The following is a 25,253-nucleotide window of genomic DNA, read 5'->3' on the forward strand; positions in this document are numbered from 1 at the left end:
TATTGGGTATTCTTTTTTTTTTTTTTTTATTTTTGGTTGACACACGGATATTTTTTATTTTAACCCCCCCCCCCCCCGAATGTTTAAAATTCATTCGCGAATGAATTCGCTCCTGCCCAGACTGTGTGAACGTAGCGCCTCTTGATTCCCCTCCCCAAAAAAAGCCCGGCCAAAAGGCCGGGCCAAAGAGGCGCAAGCCTCAGGCTTGCTTATCGCGAATCCCGCAATTGATATCGGAAACGATCTGTCCGTCGGCCAGCTTGATGATGCGGTCGGCCAGCTGGAAGTACTGATCGTCATGGGTGATGATCAGGATCGTCTTGCCGCGTCGCTTCAGGTCAGGCAGCAGTTCCTCGTAGAAGAACCGTTTGAACGGTGGGTCCTGGTCCGCAGCCCATTCGTCGAGGACGTAGACCGGACGGTCTTCCAGGTAAGCACAGACCAGCGCCAGGCGTTTCTGCTGTCCATAGGAAAGCGCCTTCAGCGTCGAATAACCGTGTCCTTCGATCTTGATCTTGTCCGCCAGCCCCAAGGTCGTCAGGTACTTCTGTGCCAGCGTACTGCTTGCTTCCTTTTCATCCGGGCCAATCAGGCGGTTGAACAGATGGAAGTCGGAGAACACAGCCGAAAACATATCCCGGTAGTCGCTGCGGTTCTTGTCGGTAACGTCGACACCATCGATCTGCACATGGCCCTGACGCGGGATATAAAGACCGCACAGCACTTTGGCCAGGGTACTTTTACCGCAGCCGTTGCCGCCGACGATATAGATGAGTTCTCCTGCATGAATGTCCAGATCCACAGGCCCAAGGGCGAACCCCGAACCTGCATCGGCATTCTGATAATCCATCTTCACGTCCTTGAGCGAGATGGTATCCCAGGCTTTTTGCGGGAAGTGCAGCAGCTTGGGTACTTCCGCCTCCACAACCTGTGGGTGCTTGTCATTGATACCGAATCCGAACTCCGCCAGCCGGCTGCTTGCAACACGACCCTGAGCCAGAATCGGCATGGCGGTCACCAGCAGAGAGAGCGGCCCCATGATGTAAAGCACGGCCAGTACGCTGGCAGTCAGTACGGCCGGATCCAGAGCTGCCACTTTCGGCGCGGCGAACAACAGGCAGCCCAAAAGTACCGACAATGTCAGTTGCCCAACGTTGTCACCGGCCGTGAACCAGACACGTTCGATGAAGTTGAAACGCGCCACCCGGGTTGAGGAAGCATCAATGGCCGAGCGACTGAACCAGTTGCGGCGAATACGATTGAGCTTCAGCTCCTTGAGGCCGAACACCAGCGCATGGGTGTATTCGTTGAACGAGGTGAATTCGTCACGCACCCGGCTCGACACCTTTACGCCACTGCTGAAGAAATACAGATAAAGCACCACTCCCGCGAACATCAGCGACAGCGTGACCGCAAACACCACCCAGGACAGGTAGGCAAGGTAAGCGATACCGAACAGGAATACCGTCGTCTCGACCAGCACGGTGGGCATCACGACCAGCGTGGTATTGAGTTGGGGAATGTCATTGGTGAGCATGGTCAGCACATTCGCCGGCCCGCGCTTGTCCACTTCTTCAAGGGGAGTGCGCAGAATCTTGCGGCACAGCGCGATGCGCAGCCTCGTCATGATGTGCATGCTCGCATAGGCCGGAAAGAACGCTGCGGCATTGCGAAAGACGAACGCCACGACGCTCAGGCCGATGAACCAGTACAGCACATGGGTCCGTGAACCCTCCATATGGATCGCCTGGTTGATCACGTTGACCACTGCAATCGAAGCGACCCCGCTGATGACACCGGTCACCAGAGTGAAAAGGGTCAGCCAGGGATGGCTGCGCCATAACAGGCGCATGATCGAACCCGGACTGGGCTTTTTCTCTTGCTCGTTGCTCATTGCTCAATATCCTTGCATGGACGGGCCAGATGGCAGTACCGATTACGAATCGCTGGTGCATGAACGCTCCAGCTCGTTCGGGAAAAACAGTGAAAGATCAAAAGCCAGTGTACGGACGAGACGGCTCGCAGCTGTCCCGGACTCCGAGTACAAGCGTCAATCATTTGCGTGGCCAGATGGCGTCTCGCGTGGTCATCTCGCCCATGGCCACTGCGATGAGCCTTGGCTCTTCATAGGGGTCGCGCGCATGTGCAGCGAGCATGTTGTCGAGCATGACCAGATCACCCTTCTGCCACTGGAACCTGACCGCACAGGCCTCGTAGGCTTCGCCGACCAGGGCCATGACTTCATCTTCGATAGGGCTGCCATCGCCGTAGCTGACCATGCGCGGCAGGCGGTCTTCACCAAACATGTCGAACAGGTCTTCGCGCATTTCCTCACCCAGGCAGAACGGGTGATGCAACTGGACCTGATTGAAGAAAGCCGCCTGCCCGGTGACCGGGTGATGAATGACCGCCGGACAATGGGTGTGGATTTGCAGGGTGTCGGCATCCAGCCACTCGAATGCCGTGCCTTGCTCGCGGCAACGAGCCTCTGCAACCTCGGGCCGGTCGGTGCCGAAAAAGCTCTGCCAACTGGGCTCCACACCTGAGGTAAAGGTACGGATATAGCGCAGCGCCTTGCGCTCGAATGTATCGACCACTTCGGCAGGCAGTTGCAACAGCATCTGGCGAATGTCCACCAAGGGTGTCGCACCGCCCACTTTCGATGGCAGCTCACAGTAGAACCATTGCTTGCGCGGCCAGCTTTCCAGGTGCGAGCTTTCATTGTGATAGAGGATCATTTCCCGCTCGGGATAAGGTGTCGAGCGATACACATTGCGCCCGCCCTCCTTCTTCGGAAGATCACCATATCCGCCGTGCAATCCCGGGGACAATGCCTCGGCGAAACTCTCGAACAAGGGCACTGTATCGAGACCGAAACCCCGGAACAGAATCGCCCCGTGCCGGCACAGCAACGCTTCGATGCTTTCACGGTTTTCGGCGGCCCAGGCCAGCGGCTCCAGCCCGGCTTCGACGGGCTCGATCACTACTGGCAGGCTGCTTTCAGGGTCCAGCAGCGACAGGCGCACCTTTGCGTCGCTACGGCTGTCCGGCCAGCGCAACGGCTCGGTAATGTTCGCCTGCAAACCGGCAGGCGACGCGATGGTTTCAAGGTTCATGCATAACTCCCGGGCGATGGGTATCGAGGGTCGCGCCTGATCGAGAAACCTCCCGTACCGGCACGCTTTGCGCCAGCATGTAAGCATCGCCCGATACGCCTGTCTGTCACCGCAATCGGGGACATTACGGCCCCCGCAGCGCGTCACCAACTGTCCCCATTTCCCTCGACAGACACCCTTGCGGGTTCGGTGCTGAAATGCCTCCGCTGCGCAGATACGAGCGGTTCGCAAGTACCTCACACTCTTCGGTACGGGCTGCAGAACCTGGTTTCCGAATGCGTCCAGCGCACTGCAACTTGTGATCAAACAGGAGTGTTATTCATGCCGATCAACCCGACTGGCAAAGGGGCAGACAAGCTGTCAGCCCCACTGCGACCCGGCACCTTGCTGCACGAATTGTTCAGTGCCAGGGCCAGAGAATTTCCCGAAAGAACAGCGCTATCCGATGAAACCCGAGCCGTCAGTTACGCAGAGCTCGACGCAGCGTCTTCGTCGCTGGCAGCCAGCCTGCGCAAGCGCGGCGTCAAGGACGGCAGCCTGGTCGGCCTGTGCCTGGAGCGCGATGTCGATCTGGTCATTACCCTGCTCGCCATCCTCAAGGCCGGTGGTGCCTATGTTCCGGTCGACCCGGCCTACCCTGCAAAACGCATCGAGCACATCATTCAGGACAGCGGCCTGCAACTGATCGTCAGCTCCCGTGACCTGTGCAGCATTCCCAGGACGCCTTCGCTGCAAGTGCTGCTCCTGAACGAGCTGCTGGCAGAAAAGAACCCTGGCGAATTCAAGGCCAGCAGCGCCGATGCGTCTCAGGCTCCGGCCTACGTGATCTACACCTCAGGCTCCACGGGCGAACCCAAAGGCGTATTGGTAACCCATGCCAACGTCAGCAGCCTGCTGGAAAGCACTCAGCGCATCTACCATTTCACTCAAAATGACATCTGGTCGATGTTCCACTCCATCGGCTTCGATTTCTCTGTCTGGGAAATCTGGGGCGCGCTCGCTCACGGTGGCCAGGTCGCCATCGTGCCTTACGAAATCTCCCGCTCGCCTGAGACCTTCAGAAAGTGGCTGATCAGCAATCAGGTCACTGTCCTGAGCCAGACGCCATCGGCCTTCCGCGGTCTTGACGAAGCAGATAGCCAGGCCAGCAAGCGTCTGTCGCTGCGTTACGTGGTATTCGGCGGCGAAGCATTGCCCGCCACCGTGCTGCGTCCATGGGTCGAACGTCATGGTGACGCGCTGCCAGCCCTGATCAACATGTATGGCATCACCGAAGCCACTGTGCACACCACCCACAAACGGGTACGCGGCCAGGACCTCGAAACATCGGCTACCGTATCTGTCGGCAAACCGCTGGATGGCTGGAGCCTGCACCTGCTGGATGAAAAACAGCAGCCGGTGAACACAGGCGAAATCGGCGAGCTGTATATCGAAGGCGCCGGGCTGACCCTGGGCTACCTGAACCGTCCGGGCCTGACGGCCGAACGCTTTGTCACTCTGCCAGGCAGCGGCATCCGTGCCTATCGCACCGGCGACCTGCTCAAGCTCGACGAGCATGGCGAATACCACTACGCCGGGCGTAGCGATCAGCAACTCAAGGTTCGCGGCTTCCGTATCGAAGCCGGCGAAGTCGAAGCGTCCCTGCAGTCGAGCAAGAGTATCTCCGCCAGTCACGTTACCGCGTACGACTACGGTCAGGGCGATTTGCGTCTGGTGGCCTACGTCGTTCCCGCCGATGGCTCACAGACCGTGACCCGGGAACTGCGCAGTGAACTGGCGGCCCTGGCCGCACAACAGTTGCCGGACTACATGCGTCCCTCGACTTACATTGGCCTGGCGGCACTGCCGGTCACCGCCCACGGCAAGATCGACAAACAGCAACTGCCTTCGCCGCTTGAGCACGTCAGCGCCACAACCGACCAGGACAACCTGTCGGAGCAGGAACTGCATGTACTCAAGGTCTGGTCCGACGATATCGGCCTCAAGGGCATTGGCCTGAACGACGACTTCTTCGATCACGGCGGCACCTCACTGGCCCTGATCCGTTCACTCAGCCTGCTCAAGGCTCACTACAAGGTTGACCTCAACCCTGGCGTCCTTGCGGACGGAGCCACAGCCAGGATCCTTGCCAACAGCATTCGTACCTCCCTTGCCAAAATCGATCAGGGCAACCTGTCGGAACAGGAGCTGCATGTACTCAAGGTCTGGTCCGACGACATCGGCCTCAAGGGCATTGGCCTGAACGACGACTTCTTCGATCACGGCGGTACCTCACTGGCCCTGATCCGCTCACTCAGCCTGCTCAAGGCTCACTACAAGGTCGACCTCAACCCTGGCGCTCTCGCGAACGGAGCCACTGCCAAGATTCTTGCCGACAGCATTCGCACCTCCCTTGCCAACGCCCATTGACCGAAAAGGAACACGCACATGTCTGAAACAGCAATCAAGCGATTCCACCTTTCCAAGGAGGAACGCGCCACATTCGAGAAGAACGGTTTCATCGGCCCTTTCACAGCCTATGACCAGGATGAAATGAAGGAAGTCTGGAAACGCCTTCGCCTGCGCCTGCTGGACCGCAGCCATGCGGCCTATCAGGATCTGGACGCGATTTCCGGCGGCACCAACATCGCCAACTACGACCGCCACCTGGATGACGACTTCCTGGCCTCCCATATCGGCTGCCCGGAAATCTGTGACCGCGTACAAAGCATCCTCGGCCCGGATGTACTGTGCTGGCGCACCGAGTTTTTCCCGAAATACCCTGGCGATGAAGGCACCGACTGGCACCAGGCAGACACCTTTGCCAACGCTTCGGGCAAGCCGCAGATCATCTGGCCTGAAAACGAAGAGTTTGGCGGCACCATCACTGTATGGACGGCCTTCACCGACGTGAGCATTGCCAACGGCTGCCTGCAGTTCATTCCCGGCACGCAGAACAGCATGAACTACGACGAAACCAAGCGCATGAGCTACTCGCCGGAAACCTCCAACTCGGTGGTCAAGGACGGCGTACGCCGTGGTTTCTTCGGCTACGACTATCGCCAGTTGCAGATCGACGAGAACTGGAAACCCGACGAAGCCAGCGCTGTGCCCATCCAGATGAAAGCCGGCCAGTTCATCATTTTCTGGTCGACCCTGATGCACGCCTCGTACCCGCACAGCGGCGAAAGCCAGGAAATGCGCATGGGCTTCGCGTCCCGCTATGTACCGTCCTTCGTCCACGTCTACCCGGATTCCGATCACATCGAGGAATACGGCGGCAAGATCAGCCTGGAAAAATACGGCGCGGTGCAGGTCATCGGTAATTCCACTCCTGACTACAACCGCCTGGTGACTGAAACCACTCGCGGCAAGAAGTTCAGGGAAGACTGAGTCATCGGTAATCGAGGCGGCAGGTCACCACACATGTCTGGTAAGGAGCGTTTAACCATGTCCAACTTCACTGACGCGGCGACGCGCCTGTGCGAGGCAGTCAGGATGCTCCGGCATCTGGCGACCAACCTCCCCGAACCGATTCGTATCGGCTTCCTCGGGGCCGAGGATGATCGTTCGATCATCGCCGGCCCCGGCGTAGCAGCAACACAGAAGGCGGTCAGCCTGGCTTTCGAACGCCTGGGCGTCCGACACCTGGAATACTGCCACGATGCCATTGCGCAACTGTCCTCTTTTGAATTGTTCATCAGCAGGAAAATCAGTGCCGCGCTGGATTTCAACTATGAGCTGTTTGGCGTTGCCGAACCGGATCCGGCGCAACAGATGCTGATCCAGGATTTCGACTTCAGCCCTCCTCTGCCAGGCATCGCCCGATCAAGCCTGATCACCCGCGACGGTGTCCTGCTCAATACTTACGCCAGTGCCAACCGGCAACTGGCGCCCATCGTACTTGCACTGCCGTGCGGCCTGCCTTTCGAGCTGTGCCGCGAATGGTTCCAGGCGCTGGGCGAACGCTACTTCGTCATGGCCTGGGAAACCCGCGGGCTTTTTGGGGCCTGTATCGACTTCGATCGTCTGGACGTGGATGCCGACGCTCAGGTTGCGGACCTGTTCGCTGTCATGGATCACTTCGGCCATGACAGCGCACACCTGATGGGGATCTGTGGCGGCGCAGCGATCGCTTTGTGCGCAGCCGCCGCCAACACTGAGCGCGTTCGTTCGCTGAGCCTTTGGCACGGTGATTACAACCTGGCCGATGACAATCTGCGCACAGCCCATCAGCGCAATTTCGAGTGGCTGATGGAAGCTGCCGCATCCGACCGCAATGAAGCCGGCGACCTGCAGATGCTGTTCGTCGACCAGGCCACGCTGGTCACCACCCCGGAACCCATTGCCCACGTGGCCCTGTTTCCGTACACCAATGCGGAGCTGTTCTACCGCTACTCAAGACTCAACGACGCCTTGAACAAGACGGACCTGAACGTGCTGCTCGACCAGATCGTCGTGCCGGTGCTGGTAGTGGCTGGTGACAGCGACCAGACCACGCACATCGGTGGCTCACGGCATATAGCCCAGACTATCGACGGGGCACGCCTGCATGTTGAAGAAAACGGCAGCCACCTGGCGTTTTTCGAGCATGCCCCGCGTTCGTGCGCTACCGCGTTTCGCTTCATGGAAGAACTGGAAGAACCCGCACTGATTTAAATCAAACCGCACTCCACACGGTCTGTGTGAGCGAATTCATTCGCGATACTTCAGTATTCGCGAATGAGTTTGAAACGTTATCCGACGTACATATCCATTATCGGCATGTGCTGGCCCTACTGGTTCCGCCTTTACGGCAGTGTATGGAATACCTCTGTCCACCTCTGATAGGAGCGAATTTATTCGCGAGACGTCCGCTGAAGGCGATAAAGCTTCTTCGGGTGTACGGGCCTCTCGCGAATAAGCGGAGCGCCGCCCGATTCGCTCCTACGCATCAATCAGGCCTGCCCCACCATATGCTGTTCGCGATAGAACTCCATATACATCACTGTCCTTACACCATTCGATGCATTGACTGCGAAATGATCGAGTGAGCCATCAAACACCACCAGATTGCCGTTGACGCTCTGGCTGAACTGGCCATTGACGTTCAGGTAGTTGTAGTTCTGCCGGGTCGGCGCATCGATGGTCAGTTGCATGTGCAGCAAGCCCTCTTCCCAGGTCCCGCCATGGGAATGCGTGCCGAGGAACACATTGGGCTCCAGGCGCAACAACGCACACAGTTTGATGCCTGGCGTGTTGCTCAGCAGCTCCAGGGTGCGAGGCATCTTTTGCTGGGCAAACGGGATGGGCTGGTCGTAGGCCACCAGCGCGTATTGCGTCCAGTTGGTCATCAACTGGTCGTTGTCGCCCCACCCCCAGAGCCAGCCGTACTCGCCGCCGTTATTGACGTGCTCGGTCAGTTCCTCGAACAACTCGGTGATGGACTTGTTCACGCGATTTATTTCCAGGGTCGGCGCATCCAGAGCCTGAAATTCATCGCGAATCACTTCCCAGTTTCTGGCCAGGTTTTCAAGTTGCGGGAAACGGCTGGCTTCATAAAACGATGGGCGCATGGCACCTCCTTCATCAGCAATTACTGGAAGACCTTCAAGGTGAGGTCATTTGCCTTTCGCCAGGCGAATGCAAGGCGATCAAGCCATTTGGCCTGCGCCACCATGGGCTGTCTGCCACCGTATTCGGGTACACCGATCCACCCGTGCTGCGCCTGCTGTTTGTCCCCACTTCCGGCGACAGACAGTCCAGAACCGATCCTCTAATTTCCAACCATTGCTCCCCGGAAGCGCCCGGTACCCAGGCACGGGATGGTTTGCTCGATTGCGCATTCTTCTCTCGAAAAGCCGGTTCACCGACTGCGACCGCCGAGACGACTTTTATTGATCGAACCTCATGATTCGTCACGCCGATGGGTAATGTCCGCATTGCAGCCTGCCTGCCCACCGCCCGTAGACGAGCCTTCACTGACTGCGCAATACAGGTGATCCAACATGGCCTCGTCCACTCCCCAGGTGCTTGAACAAGAAACCCCGGCGTACGGGCTCGCCTCCGTCCAGCAAGGTATCTGGCTCGATCAGATGGCTCATCCCGAGTTGCCTTACTACAACATAGGCATGGCGATGGAGATCCGTGGCGAGATCGATGTCCCGCTGTTCGAGAAGGCCATCCAGCTGGTTGTGGAACGTCACGATTCCCTGCGCCTGAGTTTCGATGTACAGGACGGTGTCGCCTGCCAGCGTGTCCTGCCTCGGGTCGATGTGGCATTGGAAGTGGTGGATCTCTCCGGCGAGCAGGACCCGGAAAAAGTCGCCAGAGCGTATCTGCAGGAAGAGTTCCGCCGCCCCTTTGCGTCGCTGACCGGTGTGCTCTGGAGTGTTCGTCTGGTGCGTTGCGGGCCACAGCTTTATTACTGGCTGACCCGCTATCACCACCTGATGACCGATGGCATCAGCGTCATGCTGATGGGACGCGCAGTGGAGCAGGCTTATAACGGCCTGCTCATTGGTGAAGACGATCCGGCCCAGGGGCCGTCCTATCTGTCTTTCCTCGAAGAGGATCGCGGCTACCTGGAATCGAGTCGTTTCGAGCGGGACCGGGCGTTCTGGCAGGAAGTCTTCGCCGAGTTGCCACCGCCGCTGCTGCAACAGCGTTTTGCAGTCCCTGGTAACGGCGTTGCACCCAGCGCCCAGGTGCAGACGATGATGCCGCGCAAACTGTTCAACGAACTGGCCGAGTTCGCTACTGGCCAGGGTCTGTCCCTGGCTCACGTGTTCATGACGGTGATCAGCACCTATTTCTGTCGCACCACGGGCGTAGACTCCATCGTGATCGGCATGCCGGTCCACAACCGTACCAATGCCCGGCAAAAGGCGACCGTGGGCATGTTCTCGTCGGTCAGCCCGATCCGTCTGGAAGTCGATACCCAGGCTTCGCTTATAGACCTGATGCAGGTCACGGCAGGCCAGTTGCGCCGTTGCTATCGGCACCAGCGCTTTCCGATTGCCGAACTCAACCGCACCTTGAAGCTTGCCCAGCAAGGTCGTCGGCAGCTTTTTGACGTGTCGATTTCATTTGAAAGCCTCAATGGCGACGCGACGCTGGGCGGTCAGGAAACCGAGATTTTCACCCAGGACAACGGTTACGAGCGTTTGCCACTGGCAATCTTCGTCCGTGACTACCATGCCTCAGACGATGTTTATCTGGACTTCAACTTCAACACCGCCTTCTTCACTCAGGAAGAAGTCCAGGTCATTCAGGGCCGCATGGTGTCGATGTTTGAAGCCCTTATCGAGCACCACGCGCTGCCTGTCGCGCAATTCCCGATCATGCCGCAAACCGAGCAGGACCGCGTGCTGCACACCTTCAACGCCACACAGCATGACTATCCTCGCGATGAACTGATTCACGGGTTCTTCGAGCAGCAAGTCGAACGTACGCCTGATGCGGCTGCGGTCAGCGACCATAACGGCCAGTCATTGAGCTACAGCGCGCTTAATCAGCGTGCCAACCAGTTGGCCCATCAACTGATCAAGCAAGGTGTAACACCGGATGCCCGGGTCGCCGTGGCCCTGCGCCGTAGCAACGAGCTGGTAGTCGCGCTTCTGGCGATTATCAAGGCCGGTGGCGCGTACGTGCCGATAGACCCGGACCTGCCGGACAATCGCCGGGACTATATGCTCGACGACAGCGCACCGGTGGCGATGCTGACCTCAGGGGCATTGCTGGATCACGTCGCACGGGCAGACATCCCCGTGCTGCTGGTTGACGAAGACATTGATCGCTCCGCGTTCCCGGACACCAATCCAGACCCGGCATTGCTGGGCCTTGAGGCCACCCATCTGGCTTATGTGCTGTACACCTCAGGCTCCACCGGCAAGCCAAAAGGTGTGATGAACGAGCACCGGGGTGTGGTCAACCGCCTGTTGTGGGCACGGGACGAATACCGGGTCAATGACACAGATCGAGTGCTGCAAAAGACGCCTTTCGGCTTTGACGTATCGGTCTGGGAATTCTTCCTACCGCTGCTGACCGGCGCTCATCTGTACATGGCGCGCCCTGGCGGCCATCAGGACCCAGCCTATCTGGCTCAGGTGATGCGCGAACAAAGCATCACCCTGTTGCACTTCGTCCCCTCGATGCTGGAAGTGTTTCTGGAGCATGGCGACAATCAGGGTTTTACCGCCCTGAGCCGCGTGTTGTGCAGTGGCGAAGCCTTGCCTCGCAGTCTGCAGAAACGTTTCGAGGAGCAACTGGCGCCGGTCGAGCTGCATAACCTCTATGGCCCGACCGAAGCCGCCATCGACGTCACGTCCTGGCAGTGCCGCCCGACTGACGAAGGCGACAGCGTGCCGATTGGCCGGCCTATCGCCAATATCCAGATCTATATCCTCGATCCCCATGGCCAGCCGACGCCTGTGGGTGTGGCGGGTGAAATCAACATTGGTGGCGTGGGCGTTGCTCGTGGCTACCTGAACCTTCCCGATCTGAGCGCCGAACGCTTTGTGCGTGATCCGTTCTCCCGTGACCCGCAGGCTCGCCTGTACAAGACCGGCGATCTGGGCCGCTGGCTGGACAATGGCGCGGTCGAGTACATCGGCCGTAACGACTTCCAGGTCAAGATCCGGGGGCAGCGTATCGAGCTGGGCGAGATCGAAGCCAAGCTGGCCCTGCATGAGGCCATCAAGGAAGCTGTGGTGCTGGCTCGCGACGAAGCGTCCGGCGAGAAACGTCTGGTGGCCTACTTCACCTCGACCAGCGACTCTGCGCTGGATATCCGTGAACTGCGCGACCACCTGCACGCCCAGCTTCCCGCCTACATGGTGCCTGCCGCTTATGTCGGCCTGGAAACCCTGCCGCTGACTGGCAACGGCAAACTGGATCGCGGCCTGCTGCCAGCACCGACAGCAGACGACGTGATCAGCCGTCGCTATGAAGCGCCTCAAGGCCAGCTGGAAAACGCCCTTGCCGAGTTGTGGCAAAACCTGCTGAAAGTCCCTCAAGTGGGGCGTGAAGACCACTTCTTCGAGCTGGGTGGCCATTCGTTGCTGGCCATTCAACTGATTTCCCAGATGCGTCAGCAACTGTCCATCGAGCTGGACCTGGCGGAGCTGTTTGCCCACCCGACACTTGCGGATCTTGCGCAGATTGCTGCAAGCGCGGGTAGAAGCAGCCTGCCGGACATCACGCCGGTTGACCGTGAAGCAGACCTGCCGATGTCGTTCGCCCAACAGCGCCTGTGGTTTCTGGCGCAGATGGAAGGTGCCAGCGGGGCTTATCACATGCCGGCGGGCTTGCGCCTGCGTGGCACGCTCGACGTTTCGGTACTGCAAAGCGCTCTGGATCGTGTGGTCACCCGCCATGAGGTATTGCGCACCCGTTTCGTGCCCCATGCCAGTCAGCAGGCGGTGCAAGTCATCGATGCCGAGAACATCGGCTTTACCCTGAAACGCATCGACCTGTCGGGCCAGGCAGATGCCGAACAGCAGATGCAGGCCCTGGCCCATGAAGAAGCTCTGGCACCTTTCGACCTGGAGCGCGGCCCGCTGGTGCGTGGCACGCTGATTCGCCTGGGTGAAACCGAGCATGTACTGCTGGTGACGCTGCACCACATCATCTCCGATGGTTGGTCGATTGGCGTGCTGACCCGTGAAGTGGCCGCGCTCTATGACGCGCTGCGTCAGGGTCATGCCGACCCATTGCCGCCTCTTGCGTTGCAATACGCCGACTACGCTGCCTGGCAGCGTCGCTGGCTGACCGGCGAGGTGCTGGAGAAGCAAAGCCGCTACTGGAAGGAAACACTGGCCGATGCGCCAGCACTGCTGACCCTGCCAACCGACCGGCCACGCCCGGCGGAACAGAGCTACAGCGGTGCCAGCCTGCCTGTGGCCTTTGACGAAGAACTGACCCAGGCTCTCAAGGCCTTGAGCCAACGCCACGGCGCAACCCTGTACATGACCGTGATGAGCGCCTGGGCCGCCCTGCTCAGCCGACTTTGCGGTCAAGACGAAGTGGTGATCGGTTCACCCATGGCCAACCGGACCCGTTCCGAAGTCGAGCCTTTGATCGGCTTCTTCGTGAACACCCTGGCGATTCGTGTCGACACCTCGGGGCAACCCGATGTCGGATCGCTGCTGGCACGGGTCAAGGCCCAGACCCTGGCTGCCCAGCGTCATCAGGACCTGCCTTTCGAGCAGGTCGTGGAAATCGTCAATCCGTTCCGCAGCCTGTCCCACACCCCGATCTTTCAAGCCATGCTCAGTTGGCAGGACACCGGCGTCGGCCAGGCCGAACTGGGCGAACTGCTGCTTGAAGACCTTGGCCTGTTGAACGACATCGCCAAATTCGACCTGTCCCTTGACCTGGGTGAAGCCAATGGCCGCCTGAGCGGTAACCTCGAATACGCCACCGCCTTGTTCGATGAAGCCACAGCACAGCGCTATCTCGGTTACTTCGAGCGCATTCTGCGAGCGATGGCCGACGACGACCGCTCGGTGGTGGAACATATCGAACTGCTCGACGCCAGCGAGCGTCAGCGGGTGCTGCAGGATCTGAACCCCGCCCGCACACCTTACCCCCACGACCGGACCATCCATAGTCTGTTCGAGGATCAGGCCAGCGTGCGCGGCGATGAGCTGGCAGTGGCTTTCGAGGGCCAGCGCCTGAGCTACAGCGAACTCAACCGGCAGGCCAACCGCCTGGCGCATCACCTCATCGGCCTGGGGGTTCGACCAGACGACCGGGTGGCGATCTGCGTAGAGCGCAGCGCCAGGATGGTGGTCGGTTTACTGGGTATTCTCAAGGCGGGCGCGGCCTATGTGCCGCTGGACCCGGATTATCCTGAACAACGCATTGCCTACATGCTGGAAGACAGCGCGCCCTCGGTGCTGGTCAGCCAGCACGAGGTTCTGGGGCGCGTGCCACAACTGTCGATCCCGCTGGTGCTGCTGGATGAGCCCATCGAGGGCCGCGATGACAATCCGTTCGTTGCCGACCTGAAGCCTGAGCATCTGGCTTATGTGATCTACACCTCCGGCTCCACCGGCAACCCGAAAGGGGTCATGATCGAACACCGCTCACTGGTCAACTACAGCCTCGATGCGGCCCGTCTGTTCGAGCTGAGCACCCGCGACACCGTGTTGCAGCAGAACACCCTGAACTTCGATCTTTCCATCGAAGAAATCTTCCCGGCCATGTTGGCTGGCGCGACCCTGAAACCGACCCGCAGCCTGTTCGGCACCCGGCAGGATGACGATGAACCCGTCGCGACCATGGTACACATGACCGCCGCCCACTGGCACACCATGGTGGGTGAATGGCACCTGAATGCCGAGTTGGCCACAAGGCAGTTGAAAGACGTGCGCCTGATCAACGTGACCGGCGATGCGCTGTCCGCACAAAAGCTGCAACAGTGGGAAACCATCCGCCCGGCCCATGTGAAGCTGGTCAATACCTACGGCCCGACCGAAGCGACGGTGTCTTGCACTGCCGCCTATGTGCAGGGTTCTGCCGACGATAGCGAAGCCAGCGGCAATGCCACCATCGGCACACCCATGGCCAACACCCGGATCTATCTGCTGGACGAGCAGCAACAACCCGTACCGTTCGGTGCTTCGGGGGAAATGTTCATCGGCGGCGATGGCATAGCCAGAGGCTATCTGAATCTGGAGTCCATTACTCTGGAGCGTTTCCTGGCAGACCCGTTCAGCGATCAGCCTGACGCCCGCATGTACAAGACCGGTGACCTGGCCCGCTATCTGCCGGACGGACGTATCGAATATCTGGGCCGCAATGACTTCCAGGTCAAGGTGCGGGGCTTCCGCATCGAACTGGGAGAAATCGAGGCCCGTCTGGGCAGCCTGCCGGGCATCAAGGAAGCGGCGGTCATTGCCCGCGCCGACAGTGCAGGTGAAAAGCGCCTGCTGGCCTATGTCGTTCCCCGTGACGGCCAGAGCATCGAGGCGTCAGAGCTGCACGCGCAACTGACTCCGCTACTGGCTGAATACATGATGCCCGCTGCGTTCGTGAGCCTGCCGGCCTTCCCGTTGACTGCCAACCGCAAGCTGGACCGCAAGGCGCTGCCCGAGCCCACCGCCGAAGCCTATGCCAATCGCGCACACGAGGCGCCCCAAGGTGCCACCGAAACCCTGTTGGCGCAGGCCTGGCAAGAAGTGCTCGGCATTGAAACCGTAGGCCGTAACGATCACTTCTTTGCCTTGGGCGGGCACTCACTGAAAGCCGTCAGCCTGATCGAGCGTTTGCGTGAGCAAGGGTTGGTCGCCGATGTACGGGCCGTGTTCAGTACACCACTGTTGCGGGACATGGCCACAGCCATCGAGGGCGGCAACGACTCGCTGTTCGTCGCCCCGGCGAACCTGATTCCCGATGGCTGCACGGCGCTGACGCCGGACATGCTGCCGCTGGTTCAATTGAGCCAGCAACAACTCGACACCCTGGCCCAGCGAGTGCCGGGCGACGCAGCGAATGTCCAGGACATCTACCCGCTGGTGCCATTACAACAGGGCATTCTCTATCACCACATGCTGGGTCACGAGGGCGACGCCTATCTGGTGCGCTCGCTGATCGAATTCGACGACCGCACCCACCTGGATGCCTTTCTCGACGCCTTGCAGCAGGTCATCGACCGCCACGACATCCTGCGCAGTTCCGTTCAGTGGAGCGGCCTGCCACAGGCGGTGCAGATCGTTCAGCGTCAGGCCACCTTGCCGGTAGAGACACTGGCACTCAAAGGCCACTCGACAGCTCTTGAACAACTGCAACGGGCAAGCGACCCGCGCCATCTGCGCATGGACCTGACCAAGGCACCGCTACTCAGTGCCCGGATCGTCCAGGACCCGCAATCCCGGCGCTGGCTGCTGGCGTTGCTCGATCATCACCTGATCAGCGACCACGTCAGCCTTGCGATCATTCTCGAAGAAATCCAGACGATCATGCAGGATCGCAGCGATCAACTGCCGGTACCGATGCCTTACAGGGATTTCGTCGCCCAGACCCTGGCCAGCACGCCCGAGGTTCACGAAGCCTATTTCAGCGAACGTCTGGCAGTAATCGATACACCTACCGCCCCTTTCGATCTGCTCAATGTGCAAGGCGACGGAGCCGACGTCAGCGAAATCAGCCAGTACCTGGAACCGGAGCTGGCCCACGCCATCCGCGAGCAGGCCCGCCGCCAGGGCATGACTCCGGCAGTGCTGTTCCATGCCGCCTGGGCGCAGGTTCTGGCCCGCTGCACCGATCAGAGCGACGTGGTGTTCGGCACTGTGGTGTCGGGCCGCCTGCAAGGTTCGTCCGGCTCCGAACGGGCGCTGGGGGTGTTCATCAATACCCTGCCGGTGCGCATCAGCCTTGCCGGGCAAGGTGTCCGCGAACTGGTCAGCGAAGTAGCCCGGGATCTTGGCCAGTTGCTCGGTCACGAACAGGCCTCTCTGGCGCTGGCCCAGCGTTGCAGCGGTGTACAGGCCTCGCTGCCGCTGTTCACCACCCTGCTCAATTATCGCCATCAGACCGATGGTGGATCTCTGGCCAATGACGAGGCCGTACTGCAATGGAACGGCGTGCGCTTCCTCAGTAACGAAGCCCGCACCAACTACCCGATTGAAGTCGCCATGGCCGATGAAGGCCAAGGTTTCTCACTGACCACCCAGACAGCCGCCGGTGTCGATCCGCAGCGTGTTGCCAGCTATTTCATCCAGGCTGTCAGTACGCTGGTCGACGCTTTGGAACAGACGCCGCTGCGTCTGGCTGACACCCTCGACATCCTGTCCGAAGCTGAACGCCAGCAGGTACTGACCGGTTTCAACCAGACTGCCATCGACTTCGGTACGCCAAGACCCTTGCAGACCTTGTTCGAGGCTCAGGCGCTGACCCGACCGGATGCCATCGCTCTGGTTTTCGAGCAACAACAGCTTACCTATGCTCAGTTAAACCGCCGCGCAAACCAGTTGGCCCAGCGTCTTCTGGTACACGGCATTCAGCCAGAACAACGGGTCGCCATCTTTGCGGATCGCGGCGTCGAGATGATCGTGGCCCTGCTCGCGGTGCTCAAGGCCGGCGGCGCTTATGTGCCAATCGACCCCAATCACCCGGCTGATCGCATCGCCTTTATCCTCAAGGACAGTGCCGCCCGTTTGCTGCTGTGCCAGAAGACCCTGACTCCTCACCTGCCTGCAGCTCGCTATTGCCCGGCGCTGATCCTGCTCGATGAGCACGACCCGGCAGTCATCGATGACGATCCGCAGTACGACGAGAACTTTGACCCGGAATCCGTGGGCTTGAGTGCCGAGAACCTGGCTTATGTGATCTACACCTCCGGCTCAACCGGGCAGTCCAAGGGTGTGATGGTCGAACACCGTTCGGTGTTCAACTTCAGCCACGTCATGGCGCAGACCACCCACGCCCATTGCCCACCACAGGCCAATATCGCGCTCAATGCTGGCTTCTACTTCGACATGTCCATCAAGGGCATCGCGCAACTGTTCTTCGGCCATCGCCTGATCATCATTCCACCGCTGATCCGGGCCAGCGGCCATGAACTGCTGGATTTCCTTGAGAAACATCAGGTCCATGCCTTCGATTCCACGCCATCACAGCTGGATACCCTGCTGGCGGCTGGCTTGCTGGAGCGCCGCAGCTACCAGCCGGTCAGCGTCCTGCTGGGTGGCGAAGCCCTGAATGCTGCGACCTGGGACAAACTGCGCCAGAGCCAGAATATCCATTTCTACAATATGTACGGCCCGACCGAGTGTACGGTCGATGCCTCTTTGGGCTTGATCAGCGAGCTGGGCGACCGTCCGAGCATCGGCAAGCCGCTGTCCAACATGCAGGTGCTGGTACTCGACAAGCGTGGTCAGCCAGTGCCGGTGGGCGTGACCGGGGAGCTGCATATCGGCGGTGCCGGTGTGGCCCGCGGCTATCTGAATAACCCGCAACTGACTGCCCAGCGTTTTATCTCCAACCCGTTCTCCAGTGATAAGCAGGCACGCTTGTACAAGACCGGCGACCTGGGTCGCTGGAAAGCCGACGGCAGCCTGGAATACGCCGGGCGTAACGACTTCCAGGTCAAGATCCGGGGCTTCCGTATCGAACTGGGCGAGATCGAAAGCGCACTGCTGGCTTCTCCAGCGGTGCGTGAAGCGGTAGTGATTGCCCGTGAAGACAACCCCGGCGAAGCCAGCAGCAACCGGTTGGTGGCTTATGTCTGTGGCGAGCCGACTTCTGCCGAAGAGCTGCGGGCACGTTTGATCAAGCGCTTGCCGGAATACATGGTGCCCAGCGCCTTCGTGCAACTGGACGCCATGCCGCTGACCGCCAACGGCAAGCTCGACCGTCGCGCCCTGCCCGCTCCGGGCCAGGACTCGCTGGCAAGCCGGGCCTATGAAGAACCGCAGGGTGAAGTGGAACAAGCGATTGCCAACATCTGGCAGGACTTGCTGCATGTGGAGCGAGTCGGTCGCAACGATGGCTTCCTGGAGCTGGGCGGCCACTCGCTGCTGAGCGTTCAGTTACAGGCTCGCCTGCACACCGAACTGGGTGTTGAAATCGACCTGCGTACGCTATTCGCCCAGTCCTCGCTGCAGGAACTGGCGGCCTATGTCGCCCAGGCCGATCAATCCCGTTCGCAACCGATTCCTCTGGCAGACCGCCAGCAAGCGTTGCCGGTGTCCCTGGCCCAGCAGCGTCTGTGGTTCCTCGACCAACTGGACCGCAACGCCAGCGCTGCCTATCACATCCCGGCACTGCTGCGCCTGACCGGCAAGCTGGACCGCGCTGCTCTGCAACGGGCGCTGGCCAGGATCGTGGAGCGCCACGAAAGCCTGCGTACCACCTTCGAGCGCCATGGCACGCAAGTGCAGCAGCATATCGCGGCGCCAGGCAGTGGCATCGTCATCAGTGAAACCACCGTCACCCATCCAGTGGACCGGCTCACTCTGCAACGCATGGCCGAGGAAGAAGTGGCCAAGCCTTTCGACTTGGCCAAAGGGCCGCTGGTCAGGGCGCATCTGGTCATCCTGGGCGATGACGAGCATCGGCTCTGGGTAACCCTGCACCACATCATTTCCGACGGTGCTTCGCTGGGCGTGCTGATCGACGAGTTCAGCGCGCTTTACAGTGCTTTCGCCAAAGGCGAGACCGATCCGCTGCCTTCTCTGGCCATCCAGTACGCCGACCATGCCGTCTGGCAGCGGCAATGGCTGTCGGGCTCACGCTTGCAGGCGCAGAAGGATTACTGGCAACAACACCTTCAGGGCGCGCCAACCCTGCTGGAACTGCCCACCGACCGCCCTCGTCCACTGGTCCAGAGCCATGCAGGCGGCCAGTACAACGTTGCGTTGCCCACTGAACTGACGTCGGGGCTTCGTGCCCTGAGTCGCCGCCATGGCAATACCCTGTTCATGACTCTGATGGCGGGCTGGGCAGCGTTGCTGTCACGCCTGAGCGGACAGACCGACATCGTGATCGGCACACCGGTCGCCAACCGGCAACGCGAGGAAACCGAGTCGCTGATCGGCTTCTTCGTCAATACCCTGGCGATCCGCGTACGACTGGACGACGAACCGACCGTCACGCAACTGCTTGAGCAAGTGAAAGCCAGCACGCTGGGGGCTTTCAGTCATCAGGAGCTGCCTTTCGAGCATGTGGTGGAAACCCTGAACCCGGCTCGCAGCCTGGGCCACAGCCCGGTCTTCCAGAGCATGCTGGCGCTGAAGAACGGCGACGCCGAGCCTGCCCTGCAACTGCCGGGGCTGACGCTGAGCGCCGAGGACTACGAACACCGCAGCACCCAGTTCGACCTGTCGCTGTCACTGACCGACGACGGCACCGACCTGACCGGCAGCGTGGAATACGCCAGCGACCTGTTTGACGACAGCACCATTGCCCGCTTCATGTCCCACTTCCAGACCTTGCTGGACGGCCTGCTGGGCAACGATCTGCAAACGATAAGCCGCCTGCCGCTGCTCAACGAGGAGGAGCGCGAGCAAGTGCTGCATGGCTGGAACGCAACCGAACGGCCATTACCGGGCAATCCCTGCATCCATGAGCTGTTCGAACAACAGGTTCGCAATCAGCCTGACGAACTGGCACTGATCTTCGAAGACCGGCAACTGAGCTACGCCGAGCTGAACGCCGAGGCCAACCGCCTGGCCCATTACCTGCTGGCCACCGGCATCCAGCCCGATGACCGTGTGGCACTGGCCATCGAGCGCAGCCCGCGCCTGATCGTCGCCTTGCTGGCGATCCTCAAGGCGGGTGCAGCCTATGTGCCGCTGGACCCGGCGTACCCTGCGGAACGCCTGGCGTACATGCTGCGTGACAGCGCACCGCGTGCCTTGCTCTGCGAGCACGGGGCCTTGCAGCGTCTGGGCGAACTGCCCGCTGGCCTGCAAGTGATTGCCCTGGATGACGAGTTCCAGCCCTGGACCACCCTCGATGACAGCAACCCGGATGCTGCTGCGCTTGGGCTGACGGCATCGAACCTGGCCTACGTGATCTACACCTCCGGCTCCACCGGTACACCGAAAGGCGTGATGCTTGAACATGCGGGCCTGCGCAACGAAGTGGCGGCAATCTGCAAGCTGACCGGCCTGGTCGCTGGAGAACGCTCGCTGCAATTCGCTTCGGTCAACTTCGACGCCTCCACCGAGGAGATTTTCGGCGCGTTGGTCAGCGGCGCCACGCTGGTCTTGCGCAACGATGACTGGCTCACCTACGCCAGCAACTTCTGGGCCTTGTGTGCGGAAAACAGGTTGAGTGTGGTGAGCCTGCCCACCCGCTTCTGGCAACAGCTGGCTCAGGACCAGAAGGCGCCGATTCCCGAGCAGGTGCGCGTGGTGGTCATCGGCGGCGAGGAATTGAGCACAGAGGCCGTGCAGCAGTGGTTCGCACGCCCTGGCCATACTCCAAGGCTGCTCAATACCTACGGGCCAACCGAGGCGACCATCGTGACGACTGCCGCTGAAGTCCAGCCGCAGGACACCCCGAACCGAAGTATTGGACGACCACTGGACAATACCCGGGTCTACGTCCTCGACCGCCATGGCGAACCGCTGCCCACCGGCGTGGTCGGTGAGCTGTATATCGGCGGTGCCGGGGTCGCACGTGGCTACCTCAATCAGCCACAACTGAGCGCCGAACGCTTCCCGATCTGCCCGTTCGGCAACGATCGACAACGCATGTACCGCACCGGTGATCTGGGTCGCTGGTTGCCGGACGGCACCTTGCAGTTCCTGGGCCGTAATGACGATCAGGTCAAGATCCGTGGCCTGCGCATCGAGCTGGGTGAAATCGAAAACGCCCTCGCCGCCTGTCCGGGCGTGCGCCAGGCGGTGGTACTGGCCAGGGACGACACGCCCGGACAGGCCAGGGACCTGCGGCTGGTCGCCTACCTGTGCGGCGAATCACTGTCCGTGGAGCAATTGCGCGCGCAACTGCTTGAACGGCTCCCTGATTTCATGGTGCCCAGCGCCTTCGTTCAGCTCGATGAATTGCCACTGACCCCTAACGGCAAGCTCGACCGCCGCGCCTTGCCAGTGCCCGATCAGCAGGCCTTCACCAGCCGCCGGAACGAAGCGCCCCAGGGCGAAACCGAAACCGTGCTTGCCACGCTCTGGCAGGAACTGCTGGGGCTGGAAAAAGTCGGGCGCCATGACCGGTTCTTCGAGTTGGGCGGTCACTCGCTGATGGCCGTCACGCTGATCGATCGTCTGCGTCAATTGGGCCTGAACGCTGACGTGCGTAGCGTATTCACCGCGCCAAGCCTGCACGAACTGGCTGCGACCTTGCAGCACGGCAACGTATTGCAATTCGAGACACCGGCCAACCCGATACCGTCCGGTTGTACAGAACTGACCCCGGACCTGCTGCCGCTGGTGGAGCTCAGCCAGTCGCACATCGACCATATCGTCATGCAAGTACCGGGCGGCGCGGCCAATATCCAGGACGTCTATCCACTGGTGCCTTTGCAGCAGGGCATCCTGTTCCACCATCTGCTGGACCAGGAAGGCGACGCCTATCTGGTGCGTTCGGTCCTCGAATTCAGCGAGCGGGCAACCCTCGATGCCTTCCTGGAGGCGCTGCAACAGGTCATCGACCGGCATGACAGCCTGCGCACCTCAATACACTGGAGCGGCCTGCCGCAACCACTACAGGTAGTACAGCGCAACGCACGACTGACCGTGAACAGTCTGGACTTCACAGGCGACGACATTCGCGGGCAACTGGAACGCGCCACCGAGCCGGGCCGTCAGCGTATCGATCTGGGCAAGGCACCGCTGATCCACGCCCACATCACCCATGATGTAGACACACAATGCTGGCTGCTGACACTGCTTGACCATCACATCATCAACGACCATGTGAGCCTGGGCATCGTCCTCGACGAAATCCGCACGATCATGGACGGCGACGCAGCCCGCTTGCCTGAACCCCAGCATTATCGCGAGTTTGTCGCGCAGACTCTGGCCAGCCCGGTCGAACTGCATGAGGACTACTTCCGTCGGCGTCTGGCAGACGTGGACAGCCCGACTGCGCCATTCGACGTGATGGATGTACAGAGCGACTTCCAGAACCACATCCTGACACTCGACGAAGGCTTCACCCAAAGCCTGCGCACCCAGGCCCGAAGCCGCGGCGTACTGCCCGCGACGATCCTGCATGCTGCCTGGGCGATGGTGCTGGCACGTTGCACTTGCCGCGATGACGTGGTGTTCGGCACCGTGCTCTCCGGCCGCCTGCAAGGCGGTGCCGGGGCGCAAAGTGCCGTGGGCATGTTTATCAATACCCTGCCGGTGCGCGTACAACTGGCAGGACGAAGCGTTCAGGGCCTGATCGGCGAAACTCATCAGGACCTGAGCGAGTTGCTGGGCCACGAACAGGCTGCACTGACCACCGCCCAGAGTTGCAGCGGTATCGACACTGGCCTGCCGCTGTTTACCAGCCTGCTCAACTACCGCCTGCATGCCCGGGCTGCCGAAGGGCTGGCGGACTGGCCCGGCATACGGGTGCTGACCGACGTCGATAACGGCGACTATCCGCTGTCGCTGTCGGTGGACGATTATCCTCAGCACCTGACACTCACCCTGCAAAGTGTGCCGGTCATGGATGCCCGGCGCATCGCCGACATGACACTCAAAGCCCTGAAACTGTTGGTCCAGGCACTGGCGGAAAATCCGGACATCGAGCTTGCCGACCTGGACCTGCTATCGGACGAAGAACGTCAGCGAGTGCTGGTCGAACTCAACCAGTCTCAGACGGCCTATCTGCAGGACACCTGCATCCACCAGCTCTTTGAAGCACAGGTGCTGCGCCAACCCGAGGCGATTGCCGTCCGGGACCGCGAGCGGAACCTGAGCTATCAGGAGCTCAACCGTCAGGCCAACCTCGTCGCCCACCAGTTGCTGGCCCAGGGTCTGCAACCGGACGATCGGGTTGCCTTGCTGCTGGAGCGTGGCCCGGAACTGATCATCGGCATGCTGGGCATTCTCAAGGCCGGTGGCGCCTATGTACCACTGGACCCCGATTATCCGGCCGAGCGGCTGGCGCATATTGCGACCGACAGCGCACCGAAGGTCTTGCTCAGCCGGGCTGGACGGCTGGACTCGCTGCCTGAGCTGTCGATCCCGACATTGCTGATCGATGCCGGGTTCCTGGCCCGGAGCAACCCGGAACAGGAGCACAACCCGGACCTGGCGTTGAGTTCCAGAAACCTGGCCTACGTGATCTATACCTCGGGTTCGACCGGCCTGCCCAAAGGCGTAATGATCGAGCACCGCAGCCTGGTCAATTACAGCCTGGATGCAGCCAGTCTGTTTGAAATGACCTCGGACGATCTGGTATTGCAGCAGAACTCGCCGAACTTCGACCTGTCGGTCGAGGAAATTTTCCCGGCCCTGCTGGCAGGCGCCACTTTGATGCCGACGCAGGAGATTTTCGGCACTGACGGGCTGATCGGCGAAGCGGCTCCAACGGTGCTGCACATGACATCGGCCCACTGGCACAGCCTGGTCGGCGGCTGGCACCCACAACCGGAGCGCGCCCTGGCCTGCCTGGGCAATGTGCGGCTGATCAACGTGACCGGCGATGCTCTGTCGGCGCAGAAGCTGGAGCAATGGGCCAGGATCCGGCCGGCTCACACCCGACTGGTGAACACCTACGGCCCTACCGAGGCGACCGTATCCTGTACCGCCGCTTATGTGGGCGAAGCAGCAGGCGACCGGCGGATGGAAGCATTGGTGAGCATTGGCAAGCCCATGGCCAATACCCGTATTTACCTGCTGGACCCACACCTGCGCCCCGTGCCTTTCGGTACTACGGGAGAAATGTATATCGGTGGCCACGGGGTCGCTCGCGGCTACCTGAACCTGGAAGCCGCCAATGCCGAACGCTTCCTGGCCGACCCGTTCAGCGACGAAGCCAATGCCCGTCTGTACAAGACCGGCGATCTGGCCCGTTACCTGAGCGACGGCAGCCTGGCGTTCATGGGCCGTAACGACTTCCAGGTCAAGGTCAGGGGTTTCCGGATCGAGCTGGGGGAAATCGAATCCCGGCTTGCCGGCTGTGCCGGGGTCAAGGAAGCGGCCGTCATCGCCCGCGAAGACGTGCCCGGCGAGAAACGGCTGGTGGCCTATGTGGTCGCGCAGGCCGGTCATGTCCTCAGTGCCACGGCATTGCGCGAAGAACTCGCGCCGCAACTGGCCGAGTACATGCTGCCCGGCGCTTTCGTGATCATCGATGCCATGCCGTTGACCCCCAACGGCAAGCTCGACCGCGCACGGCTTCCAGCACCGGATCAGCAAGCCTTTGCCCAGCGCGCCTATGAAGCCCCGAGTGGCGAGACCGAGCAATTGCTGGCCAGCCTGTGGGCCGACCTGCTCGGTTTCGAGCACATCGGTCGTAACGATTCGTTCTTCGAGCTGGGCGGTCACTCCCTGACAGCGGTGCAATTGACCCTGCGGATTCGTGAGGAAACCGGCGTCGACATTCCTCTCAGAACCCTTTTTGAACAGAACTCGCTGATGGCTCTGGCCGACCACATCAACACCTTGCAACTGGCGCTGTACGACGCCGACGACCTGCTCGCGCTCGAACAGGAACTGGCTTTGCTCTCTGAAAGCGACCTGCTCGCTATTGTCTCCAAGGATGCCTGAA

General features: G+C 60.6%; 8 protein-coding genes. 5 read left to right on the forward strand and 3 right to left on the reverse strand.

Features of this window, described 5'->3' with window-relative positions; genetic code table 11:
- Positions 1–199: 199 nt before the first annotated feature.
- Both Q6A51_RS20680 and Q6A51_RS20685 read right to left on the reverse strand, forming a co-directional pair.
- Complete coding sequence (locus tag Q6A51_RS20680; protein WP_304575612.1) at positions 200–1,894, reverse strand: cyclic peptide export ABC transporter; 1,695 nt, start codon at positions 1,892–1,894, stop codon at positions 200–202.
- Between the two features lie 160 nt (positions 1,895–2,054).
- On the reverse strand, positions 2,055–3,116 hold the full coding sequence (locus Q6A51_RS20685; protein WP_201017136.1) for a TauD/TfdA family dioxygenase: 1,062 nt from the start codon (positions 3,114–3,116) through the stop codon (positions 2,055–2,057).
- Between the two features lie 321 nt (positions 3,117–3,437).
- Here Q6A51_RS20685 and Q6A51_RS20690 point away from each other — a divergent pair, with 321 nt between their 5' ends.
- Genes Q6A51_RS20690 through Q6A51_RS20700 form a run of 3 tightly spaced genes read left to right on the forward strand, consistent with a single transcriptional unit; the run spans position 3,438 to position 7,754 of the window.
- Entirely contained in the window at positions 3,438–5,525 is a 2,088-nt protein-coding gene (locus Q6A51_RS20690; RefSeq protein ID WP_304575613.1) for an amino acid adenylation domain-containing protein, read from the forward strand.
- Positions 5,526–5,543: 18 nt separating this feature from the next.
- Entirely contained in the window at positions 5,544–6,488 is a 945-nt protein-coding gene (syrB2, locus tag Q6A51_RS20695; RefSeq protein ID WP_201000669.1) for a syringomycin E biosynthesis L-threonyl-[L-threonyl-carrier protein] 4-chlorinase SyrB2, read from the forward strand.
- Between the two features lie 57 nt (positions 6,489–6,545).
- Complete coding sequence (locus tag Q6A51_RS20700; protein ID WP_304575614.1) at positions 6,546–7,754, forward strand: alpha/beta fold hydrolase; 1,209 nt, start codon at positions 6,546–6,548, stop codon at positions 7,752–7,754.
- Positions 7,755–8,032: 278 nt separating this feature from the next.
- Here Q6A51_RS20700 and Q6A51_RS20705 read toward each other — a convergent pair whose 3' ends face one another.
- Positions 8,033–8,650: an aspartyl/asparaginyl beta-hydroxylase domain-containing protein gene (locus Q6A51_RS20705; RefSeq protein WP_201017139.1), complete on the reverse strand. Its 618-nt coding sequence runs from the start codon at positions 8,648–8,650 to the stop codon at positions 8,033–8,035.
- Here Q6A51_RS20705 and Q6A51_RS20710 point away from each other — a divergent pair.
- Positions 8,641–8,988, forward strand: a complete 348-nt coding sequence (locus Q6A51_RS20710) for a hypothetical protein (protein ID WP_201000672.1) — start codon at positions 8,641–8,643, stop codon at positions 8,986–8,988. The two genes, Q6A51_RS20705 and Q6A51_RS20710, sit on opposite strands and share 10 nt — an antisense overlap.
- A 94-nt stretch (positions 8,989–9,082) precedes the next feature.
- Positions 9,083–25,252: a non-ribosomal peptide synthetase gene (locus Q6A51_RS20715; protein WP_304575615.1), complete on the forward strand. Its 16,170-nt coding sequence runs from the start codon at positions 9,083–9,085 to the stop codon at positions 25,250–25,252.
- Position 25,253: the final 1 nt, after the last annotated feature.

Source organism: Pseudomonas serbiensis, assembly GCF_030580745.1.
In the GTDB taxonomy this organism is placed as follows: domain Bacteria; phylum Pseudomonadota; class Gammaproteobacteria; order Pseudomonadales; family Pseudomonadaceae; genus Aquipseudomonas; species Aquipseudomonas serbiensis.

Excerpts from the sequence above, each read along its gene's own strand:
- Q6A51_RS20700 (WP_304575614.1), top strand. The coding sequence starts at position 6,546 with ATGTCCAACTTCACTGACGCGGCGACGCGCCTGTGCGAGGCAGTCAGG.
- Q6A51_RS20715 (WP_304575615.1), top strand. The coding sequence starts at position 9,083 with ATGGCCTCGTCCACTCCCCAGGTGCTTGAACAAGAAACCCCGGCGTAC.
- Q6A51_RS20690 (WP_304575613.1), top strand. The coding sequence starts at position 3,438 with ATGCCGATCAACCCGACTGGCAAAGGGGCAGACAAGCTGTCAGCCCCA.
- Q6A51_RS20680 (WP_304575612.1), bottom strand. The coding sequence starts at position 1,894 with ATGAGCAACGAGCAAGAGAAAAAGCCCAGTCCGGGTTCGATCATGCGC.
- syrB2 (WP_201000669.1), top strand. The coding sequence starts at position 5,544 with ATGTCTGAAACAGCAATCAAGCGATTCCACCTTTCCAAGGAGGAACGC.
- Q6A51_RS20705 (WP_201017139.1), bottom strand. The coding sequence starts at position 8,650 with ATGCGCCCATCGTTTTATGAAGCCAGCCGTTTCCCGCAACTTGAAAAC.
- Q6A51_RS20685 (WP_201017136.1), bottom strand. The coding sequence starts at position 3,116 with ATGAACCTTGAAACCATCGCGTCGCCTGCCGGTTTGCAGGCGAACATT.
- Q6A51_RS20710 (WP_201000672.1), top strand. The coding sequence starts at position 8,641 with ATGGGCGCATGGCACCTCCTTCATCAGCAATTACTGGAAGACCTTCAA.